The 8,997-nt window shown below is 65.6% G+C and carries 7 protein-coding genes; 6 read left to right on the top strand and 1 reads right to left on the bottom strand.

Annotated elements, in window-relative coordinates; genetic code table 11:
• The first annotated feature begins 119 nt into the window (after positions 1 to 119).
• The 5 genes from I6F21_RS33170 to I6F21_RS33150 all read left to right on the top strand — a co-directional run bounded on the left by I6F21_RS33170 (position 120) and on the right by I6F21_RS33150 (position 7,230).
• Positions 120 to 1,376 (top strand): aspartate kinase, encoded by a 1,257-nt coding sequence (locus tag I6F21_RS33170; protein WP_036014718.1) that lies wholly within the window; start codon positions 120 to 122, stop codon positions 1,374 to 1,376.
• A 336-nt stretch (positions 1,377 to 1,712) separates the two neighbouring features.
• Positions 1,713 to 3,980 (top strand): phosphoenolpyruvate--protein phosphotransferase, encoded by a 2,268-nt coding sequence (gene ptsP / locus I6F21_RS33165; protein ID WP_036014720.1) that lies wholly within the window; start codon positions 1,713 to 1,715, stop codon positions 3,978 to 3,980.
• Positions 3,981 to 4,039: 59 nt separating this feature from the next.
• On the top strand, positions 4,040 to 5,125 hold the full coding sequence (prfA, locus tag I6F21_RS33160; RefSeq protein ID WP_036026209.1) for a peptide chain release factor 1: 1,086 nt from the start codon (positions 4,040 to 4,042) through the stop codon (positions 5,123 to 5,125).
• Positions 5,126 to 5,128: 3 nt separating this feature from the next.
• On the top strand, positions 5,129 to 6,010 hold the full coding sequence (gene prmC, locus I6F21_RS33155) for a peptide chain release factor N(5)-glutamine methyltransferase (RefSeq protein WP_036026207.1): 882 nt from the start codon (positions 5,129 to 5,131) through the stop codon (positions 6,008 to 6,010).
• A 461-nt stretch (positions 6,011 to 6,471) separates the two neighbouring features.
• Positions 6,472 to 7,230: a DUF4167 domain-containing protein gene (locus tag I6F21_RS33150; RefSeq protein ID WP_036042629.1), complete on the top strand. Its 759-nt coding sequence runs from the start codon at positions 6,472 to 6,474 to the stop codon at positions 7,228 to 7,230.
• Between the two features lie 110 nt (positions 7,231 to 7,340).
• On the opposite strand, the gene I6F21_RS33145 is transcribed toward I6F21_RS33150, so the two are convergent.
• Positions 7,341 to 8,087 (bottom strand): methyltransferase domain-containing protein, encoded by a 747-nt coding sequence (locus tag I6F21_RS33145; RefSeq protein WP_036014737.1) that lies wholly within the window; start codon positions 8,085 to 8,087, stop codon positions 7,341 to 7,343.
• A gap of 108 nt (positions 8,088 to 8,195) precedes the next feature.
• On the opposite strand from I6F21_RS33145, the gene gloB reads away from it, so the two are divergent.
• Positions 8,196 to 8,963 (top strand): hydroxyacylglutathione hydrolase, encoded by a 768-nt coding sequence (gloB, locus tag I6F21_RS33140; RefSeq protein ID WP_036026196.1) that lies wholly within the window; start codon positions 8,196 to 8,198, stop codon positions 8,961 to 8,963.
• Positions 8,964 to 8,997 lie beyond the last annotated feature (34 nt).

Here is an 8,997-nt window from a genome sequence, read left to right as displayed (position 1 = left end):
CCGCAGGAACCCGCTTGCCCCCGGCCCCGCCGCTCTGTATACGCGCGGTCGGTGTCCCCGAGGCACCCGTCCAGTGCGGGCCACCATACTGACCCTTATGAAGGAATGCACGCGTCGTCATGAGCCGCCTCGTGATGAAATTCGGCGGCACGTCCGTCGCCAACATCGAACGTATCCGCAACGTCGCACGCCATGTGAAGCGTGAGGTCGATGCCGGCCACGAAGTGGCCGTGGTCGTCTCGGCGATGGCCGGCAAGACCAACGAGTTGGTCGCCTGGTGCACCGAGGCCTCGCCGATGCACGACGCGCGCGAATATGACGCCGTGGTCGCCTCGGGCGAACAGGTGACGTCCGGCCTTCTTGCCATCGTGCTCCAGGGCATGGGCATCCAAGCCCGCTCGTGGCAGGGCTGGCAGATCCCGATCAAGACCAGCGACGCCCATGCCTCGGCCCGGATCGAGGACATCGACGGCAGCGAGATCATCAAGCGCTTCAAGGACCGAAAGGAGGTCGCGGTCATCGCCGGCTTCCAGGGCATCAACCCCGAGACGGGTCGCATCACCACGCTCGGCCGTGGCGGCTCCGACACCTCGGCCGTGGCGATCGCCGCCGCCGTCAAGGCCGACCGCTGCGACATCTACACCGACGTCGACGGCGTCTACACCACCGACCCGCGAATCGTGCCGAAGGCCAAGAGGCTCGACAAGATCGCATTCGAAGACATGCTGGAACTGGCCTCGCAGGGCGCCAAGGTGCTCCAGGTCCGCTCGGTGGAACTCGGCATGGTCCACAACATGCCGATCTTCGTCCGCTCGAGCTTCGATAAGCCCGAGGATATCGACCCGCATGCCAACCAGCCGCCCGGCACGCTGATCTGCAGCGAGGAGGAGATCATGGAAAGCCACGTCGTCACCGGTATCGCCTTCTCCAAGGACGAGGCTCAGATCTCGGTGCGCCAGATCGAGGACAAGCCCGGCGTTGCGGCCTCGATCTTCGGCCCGCTGGCTGATGCCAATATCAACGTCGACATGATCGTGCAGAATGTGTCCGAGGACGGCAAGACCACCGACCTCACCTTCACCGTGCCGGCCGCCGACTTCACCCGCGCCAAGGATACGATTACCGCAGCCAAGGCCAAGATCGGCTATGCGCGGCTCGATACCGCCACCGATGTCGCCAAGATCTCGGTGATCGGCAGCGGCATGCGCAGCCATGCCGGCGTCGCCGCCCAGGCGTTCTCGGCGCTCGCCGGGCGGAACATCAACATTCGGGCCATTACAACCTCCGAGATCAAATTTTCGGTCTTGATCGATACCGCCTATACCGAGCTTGCGGTGCGCACCTTGCATACGCTCTACGGTCTCGATCAGACCTGACGGTCTTTCCGGAAAACCGCTTCGCACTTTTCCGGACAGTGCCAAAAGGCTAATTTTCTCTTAGCGGTCGCAGCAAACGCGAAGGTGTACACACCTTCGCGTTTGGCAGGCGTTTTGCTTGGCAAAACAAGCCTCAATTCGCTATACGGCGGACAGGGTGGGCTGCCGCAGACTGTGTCCCAGTTCAGGCGGCGCTGATTCGGTACGAGCACTCAATCTCCCGTGGATTTGGGCTTGTGCCTGCGCCGGACAAACAATTTGATTGTTTTTCTGGAATTTTGGTCCAGCCGCCGGCCGATATCGCCGGGCCCGGCCGATGGAGGAGATTGACGGTTCATGCGGAGCGCGTCGGGAGGTCCCCGCGTCTTGTTGAGACGGCTCCGCGAGACCATGGCGGAGCAGGTCTCGGCCCAGGAGCGGCTGGACAAGATCGTGGTGCTGATCGCCGCCAACATGGTGGCCGAGGTGTGCTCGGTCTATGTGCTGCGCATCGACAATACGCTCGAGCTCTACGCCACCGAAGGTCTCAACCGCGAGGCGGTGCACCACACCGTGCTCAGCGCCCATGAGGGCCTGGTCGGCCTCGTCGCCAGCGAGGCGACGCCGCTCAATTTGAGCGACGCGCAGAGCCACCCGGCCTTCTCGTTCCGGCCCGAGACCGGCGAAGAAATCTACCATTCCTTCCTCGGCGTGCCGATCCTGCGCGCCGGCAACACGCTCGGCGTGCTGGTGGTGCAGAATCGCGCCAAGCGCAATTATGTCGAGGAGGAGCTCGAGGCGCTCCAGACCACCGCGATGGTGCTGGCCGAGCTGATCGCCTCCGGCGAACTCTCCGCGCTGGCGCAGCCGGGCCAGGAGCCGGCGGCGCGCCATTCGGCGCAGAAAGTCGGTGCCATCCTGTCGGAGGGCATCGCGCTCGGCCATGTCGTGCTGCACGAGCCGCGCGTCGTCATCAAGGACTACATCGCCGAAGACCTGCCGAAGGAGATCAAGCGGCTCGATACTGCGCTCGCCAAGCTGCGTGCCGATCTCGACCGCATGCTGGAGCGCGGCGACGTCGCCGAAGGCGGCGAGCACCGTGAGGTGCTTGAAGCCTATCGCATGTTCGCCAACGACCAGGGCTGGTCGCACAAGCTGCACGAGGCGGTCGCGACCGGCCTCACCGCGGAAGCCGCGGTCGAGCGCGTCCAGTCGGACACCCGCGCGCGCATGCTGCGCTCGACCGACCCCTATTTGCGCGACCGGCTGCACGATCTGGAAGACCTCGGCTACCGCCTGATGCGGCAGCTGGTCGGCCAGGATCATGCGCCCTCGCGCGAGCAGCTGCCCGACAACGCCATCGTCATCGCCCGCGCGATGGGCCCGGCGGCGCTGCTCGACTACGACCGCAAGCGCCTGCGCGGCATCGTGCTGGAGGAAGGCACCGCGAACTCGCACGTCTCGATCGTGGCGCGGGCGCTGGGCATCCCTGCGGTCGGCGAGGTGCCGAACGCGCCTGGAATCGCCGATCCCGGCGACGCCATCATCGTCGACGGCACCTCGGGCTCGATCTATGTGCGCCCGTCGCAGGAGATCGAGGCGGCCTTCGCCGAGCGCGTGCGCTTCCGCGCCCGCCGCCAGGCGCAGTACCTGGCGCTGCGCGACCGGCCCTGCGTCACCAGGGACGGCCAGAAGGTCGAGCTGATGATCAACGCAGGTCTTGCGATCGACCTGCCGCATATCGAGGACACCGGCAGTGCCGGCATCGGCCTGTTCCGCACCGAGCTGCAATTCATGGTCGGTCAGAGCCTGCCGCGCACCAGCGACCAGCTCGCGCTCTATCGCACCGTGCTCGATGCCGCCGGACCTAAGCCCGTCACCTTCCGCACGCTCGATATCGGCGGCGACAAGGCGCTGCCCTATATGGAAGCGGTGATCGAGGAAAACCCCGCGCTCGGCTGGCGCGCGATCCGGCTCGGGCTCGATCGTCCCGGCCTGTTGCGCGGCCAAATCCGCGCGCTGCTGCGCGCCGGCGGCGGCCGCGCGCTGCGCATCATGTTCCCGATGATCTCGGAGGTCGCCGAATTCGACTCGGCCAAGGCGCTGGTCGAGCGCGAGCTCACATACCTCCGCCAGCACGGCCACACGCTGCCTGAACGAATCGACATCGGCACCATGGTCGAGGTGCCCGCCCTGCTCTACCAGCTCGACGAGCTATTGAAGAAGGTCGATTTCATCTCGGTCGGCTCCAACGATCTGTTCCAGTTCCTGTTCGCGGTCGACCGCGGCAACGCCAAGGTCTCCGAGCGCTTCGACACCATGTCGGCGCCGATCATGCGCGCCTTGCGTGACATCGCGCGCAAGGCGCACGCGGCGCAGAAGTCGCTCTCGCTGTGCGGCGAGATGGCCTCCAAGCCGATCGGCGCACTGGCGCTGATTGCGCTGGGCTACCGCTCGCTCTCGCTCTCGGCGACCGCGCTCGGCCCGGTCAAGGCGATGGTGCTCGACCTCGACGCCAAGAAGGCCGAAGCGATGCTGGGCCCTCTGCTGGATGCGCCTGCGGGCAGCGTCTCGATCCGGCAGAAGCTGACGGAATTTGCCGAGGCCGAGGGCCTTGCGTTGTAGCGGGCCTGTCGCCAGCTTCCCGCCGCCCTCGCCTCCTTCCGCACTTTGAGACAGAACCGATGTCGTCACTTCCCGAAGCCAAACTGGACGTCCTGCTCGCGCATCACGCTTCGCTCGAGGCCGAATCGCTCGGACAGCTCGCCTCCGAGCGTTACGTGCAGATCACGCGCGAGCTCGCCGAGCTCACGCCCCTGATCGAGGCGGTGAAGTCCTATCGCGCCGCCGTCAAGGAGCTCGCCGACACCGACGCGTTGATCGCCGATGCCGCCACCGATGCCGAGATGCGCGGCATGGCGGAAGCCGAACGCGACGAGCTCGCGCCGAAAATCGAGGAACTGGTCCAGAAGATCCGCGTCGCGCTCCTGCCCAAGGACGCCATGGACGACCGCAACGTCGTGCTGGAAATCCGCGCCGGCACCGGCGGCGACGAGGCTTCGCTGTTCGCCGGCGACCTGTTCCGGATGTACGAGCGCTTCGCCAGCTTGCAGGGCTGGAAGGTCGAGGTGATCTCCGCCAGTGAAGGCACCGTCGGCGGCTACAAGGAAATCATCGCCGAGATCCAGGGCCGCGGCGCATTCTCCAAGCTGAAATTCGAATCCGGCGTGCACCGCGTGCAGCGCGTGCCCGACACCGAGACGCAGGGGCGCATCCACACCTCCGCCGCGACGGTCGCCGTGCTGCCCGAGGTCGAGGACGTCGACGTGGACATCAAGAACGACGACCTGCGCATCGAAACCATGCGCGCAGGGGGCGCCGGTGGCCAGCACGTCAACAAGACGGAATCGGCGATCCGCATCACCCACATCCCGACCGGCATCGTGGTGATGATGCAGGACAGCCGCTCGCAGCACAAGAATCGCGCCTCCGCCATGAACATCCTGCGCTCGCGCATCTATGACGCCGAGCGGCAACGCGTCGAGGCGGCGCGCTCGGCCGAGCGCAAGGAGAAGGTCGGCTCCGGCGACCGCTCCGAGCGCATCCGCACCTACAATTTTCCGCAAGGACGCGTCACCGATCATCGCATCAACCTCACGCTCTACAAGCTGCCGCAGGTGATCGCGGGTGAAGCGCTCGGCGAACTGATCGACGCACTGACGACGGAGCACCAGGCCGCACAGCTCGCTGCGCAAGGCGCGGCGGCCTGAGGCGTGAGCAACCCCTTCACCGGACAATCCATCGAGAGCGCGCGGCGGGCGCTGGCTGCGCAACTGAGATCGGCACGGCTCGACGAAGCCGAGCTCGACGCGCGCATCCTGATCAGTGCGGCACTCGGCCTCGACCTCACCGGCCTGGTCACGCAGGCGGCCCGTCTCCTGACCGCGGCCGAAGCATCGCGGCTCACGCAACATGCACAGCGCCGCATCGCCGGCGAGCCGGTGTCGCGCATTCTCGGGACGCGCGAATTCTGGGGCTTGCCGTTCCGCCTGTCGGAAGCAACCCTGGTGCCGCGCCCCGATACCGAGACCGTGGTTGAGCTTGCGCTCGAGATTCTCCGCGAGCGGGAGGCATCTCACCCGCCGCGGATCGCCGACATCGGCACCGGCTCGGGCGCGATCCTGCTCGCGCTGTTGCACGAAATCCCCGATGCGTTCGGCGTCGGTACCGATCTCAGCCAGAACGCGCTCATGACCGCCAGGGACAATGCCGCGGCGCTGGGACTCGCCGACCGCGCCGCCTTCGTCGCCTGTTCCTACGCCGCGGCGCTCGGTGGCCCGTTCGACCTCATCGTGTCGAATCCGCCCTATATTCCCTCGGCTGAAATTCCGAAATTGAGCGTCGAGGTGCGCGAGCACGACCCGCATCTGGCGCTCGACGGCGGCAATGACGGATACGACGCCTATCGCGCCCTGATCCCGCAGGCGAGCGAGCGGCTCGCCCCCGGCGGCGCCCTGGTCGTCGAGGCTGGACAGGGCCAGGCCCAAAATATTGAAACCTTGATGAGGGCCGCCGCGTTATCGCTGGACAGGTCACCCAAGGCCGACTTGGCGGGCATTCCGCGGGCCGTTTCGGCCCGAAAAATGCCCCCATAAAAGCCGGATTGGCCTGCAAAAACCACTTGGAATATCCCGTGGGAACGACTACGTTCCGGTCAACACATCGGTGCCGGCCCCGTAGACCTACGGGCGAAAGCCGGGCTCTCGGGCGAGAGCTTTACTGATTGAAGGTTCCAAGCCGCAGGTCCTGTTGAGCGCGATGGCCAGTGGAGCTGCGCTGCTCTCTCCGACCGCAAGTGAACGAAAGCCTGATATTGCGCTTGAACACTTACGCAAGAAAGCTGGGCTTGTTTCGGCAGGCGAAATGAATGGGTTCGCTGGCAATGGATGCTGGCGGGTGGGGAACGCGTCTTTGTTGAACGCGACGGTCGACGAACATCGGCAGGGTTGGATCCGCTTTTGCGCGGTGCGCGCAAGACATGTGAGCCACTGTCACCAGGTCACTCCTAGCAATCAGTAATGCGTGCAACCTTTAGGGCTGGAATTAAAGGCAGGACATGAGAAACGGTCAGAACAAGCAGCGGATGCGCAACCGCAACAACAATAACAACAACAACCGGCGCGGCCAGAACCCGATGACCCGGGTCTACGAATCCAACGGACCCGACATCAAGATTCGCGGCACTGCTTCGCACATCGCCGAAAAGTATCTCCAGCTTGCACGTGACGCGCGCTCCTCCGGCGATCCCGTTGCAGCCGAGAACTACTACCAGCACGCCGAGCATTATTTCCGCCTGATCGCGGCGGCTCAGGAGCAGTTCCGTCAGAACCAGCAGCCGCGCGGCGATGAGCCCATCGCCAGCAGCGACGAGGGCGAGGACGACGGTGAGAATTTCTCGGCCTTCGGCCAGGAGCCCGGCTTCGTCCCGCAGCCCCAGCCGCAGCCCTTCATGCGCGACCGCGACGGCCAACGCGATCATCACCAGCGTGATCACCAGCCGCGCGACAACCAGCCGCCCTATCAGCGCGACAATCAGCAGCCGCGCGAGCACCGCGAACGCGATCACCGTCCGCAGCCGCAATATCAGCCGCAACCCGCCAACCAGCCGCAGCCTGTCATCGCCGATGGCGGCGTCGACCGCCTACCCTCCTTCATCACCGGCGCGCAGCCGCAGGTGAACGGCAATCAGGGCGGCTTCGAGGGCGGCGGTGGCGGCGAGCGCTATCCGCGTCGGCGGCGCCGGCCGCATGGCCCGCGCCCGGAGCGTGAAGCCGCTCCGGTTGCTTCCAGCGACGAAGTCGCCCCCGGCGAGTAAGCTCTTCTGACTTTCCGACTCGAATCGTCCCGGCCTCGCCGGGACGATTTGCTTTTGACGCTGTGCGTTGGCCGGACACAGACCCACCTCTCCGGAAGGGAGAGGTGAAGCTAACTGCGCGTCACCGTCGTCGAGGATGGCACCAGCACGGGCTTGGCGAGCGAGGGAATCAGCCGCGCCCGCTCGCGCTTGGCGGGGATCGCGCGGTAGACCTGCTTGGTCGCCTCCACGATGTGGACGCCGGCAAAAGGCAGTGACAGCGCCGCACCGGCACGTTCCCACATCTGGGCCGATTTCAACACCCAGCCGCCGGCATAGGGCGGCATGAACAGCGCCTCGCCCCAAGCGGTCGGCGTGAACCAGGTCTGGCGCAACAGCTCGGTGATCTGCGAGCGCGAATAGGGCCGGCCATGGCCGAACGGCGTGCTGTCGGTGCGGGTCCACACCCCACGCCGGTTCGGGATCACGGCGATGACGCGCCCAGAGGGCGACAGCACGCGCCACACCTCGCGCAGCAATGCGGCCGGATCGTCCGACATCTCCAGCGCGTGCACCAGGAGAATGCGGTCGACCGCGGCGTCGGGAAGCGGCAGCGAGAACTCATCCACCAGCGAGGCCAGCGCGGGCCGTCCCGTCGGCCATTTCAGGACACCCTGCGCCGCCGGCATGAAGGCGAGGCAGCGCTCGGCGTCCTCGCGGAACAACCCCAGATAGGGTGTGGGATAGCCGACGCCGAGCACGCGCTGGCCCTCGGCGCTGGGCCAACGCTCCCTGATGCCGCGATTGATCATTTGCCGCGCCACGATGCCGAGGCGGCGGGAATAGAACTCGCGGAGGTCGACGACGTCGATGGTCATGACCGCAATGTAACATGCGCCAGGGCGCCGCTGCGCGCGGAATATTGCATTGCCTGCGCAACGTTAACGCCATATTTGTCTGGCGGGGCTGAGCGCGATGGAGATGACATGGCCGCCGAAATTCGTACTTTCAACTGTTTAAACGACAATTTCGGTTATCTGATCCACGATTTGGAAACCAAAGCGACGGCCTCGATCGACGCGCCGGAGGCCGGCCCGATCCTCAAGGCCCTGGAGCGCGAGGGCTGGCAGCTCACCGACATCCTGATCACCCATCATCATGGCGATCATGTCGGCGGGGTCGCCGAGCTCAAGCAGAAATACAATTGCCGCGTCGTCGCGCCGCACGACAAGACCACGAAGATCGCCAACGTCGACCAGCGCGTCGCCAATGCCGACGTGGTCAAGATCGGCAATCTGCTGGCGCGTGTCGTGGAGACGCCCGGCCACACGCTCGACCACATCTCCTACGTGTTCGACAATGAGAAGACGGTGTTCGCCGCCGACACGCTGTTCTCGATCGGCTGCGGCCGCGTGTTCGAGGGCACCTATCCGATGATGTGGGATTCCCTGCTGAAGCTGCGCGCCCTGCCCGACGACTTCAAGCTCTATTGCGGCCACGAATACACCGCGTCCAACGTCAAGTTCGCGCTCACCATCGAGCCGGACAACGCGGCGCTGCAGGCGCGCGCCGCGGAGGTGACAAAGCTGCGCGCCGAGAACAAGCCGACCATTCCCTCGCTGCTCGGCGAGGAGAAGCGCGCCAACGTGTTCCTGCGCGCCGATGAGCCGGCGGTCGCGGCCAAGCTGCATATGAAGGGCGCGGATCCCGCTGCGGTGTTCGGCGAACTGCGCGAGCGCAAGAATAAATCCTGACGCAAAAGTCCTGAAGCACACATCCCGACGAGGA

The organism is Bradyrhizobium sp. NBAIM03 (assembly GCF_020194055.1).
In the GTDB taxonomy this organism is placed as follows: Bacteria; Pseudomonadota; Alphaproteobacteria; order Rhizobiales; family Xanthobacteraceae; genus Bradyrhizobium; species Bradyrhizobium yuanmingense.
The sequence above is the reverse complement of the archived record's forward strand: the minus strand, read 5'-3'. Positions and strand labels throughout refer to the sequence as shown.

What these genes read in the sequence shown, in the direction of transcription:
- I6F21_RS33170 (WP_036014718.1), top strand. Translation starts at nt 120, where the DNA reads ATGAGCCGCCTCGTGATGAAATTCGGCGGCACGTCCGTCGCCAACATC.
- ptsP (WP_036014720.1), top strand. Translation starts at nt 1,713, where the DNA reads ATGCGGAGCGCGTCGGGAGGTCCCCGCGTCTTGTTGAGACGGCTCCGC.
- prfA (WP_036026209.1), top strand. Translation starts at nt 4,040, where the DNA reads ATGTCGTCACTTCCCGAAGCCAAACTGGACGTCCTGCTCGCGCATCAC.
- I6F21_RS33150 (WP_036042629.1), top strand. Translation starts at nt 6,472, where the DNA reads ATGAGAAACGGTCAGAACAAGCAGCGGATGCGCAACCGCAACAACAAT.
- I6F21_RS33145 (WP_036014737.1), bottom strand. Translation starts at nt 8,087, where the DNA reads ATGACCATCGACGTCGTCGACCTCCGCGAGTTCTATTCCCGCCGCCTC.
- gloB (WP_036026196.1), top strand. Translation starts at nt 8,196, where the DNA reads ATGGCCGCCGAAATTCGTACTTTCAACTGTTTAAACGACAATTTCGGT.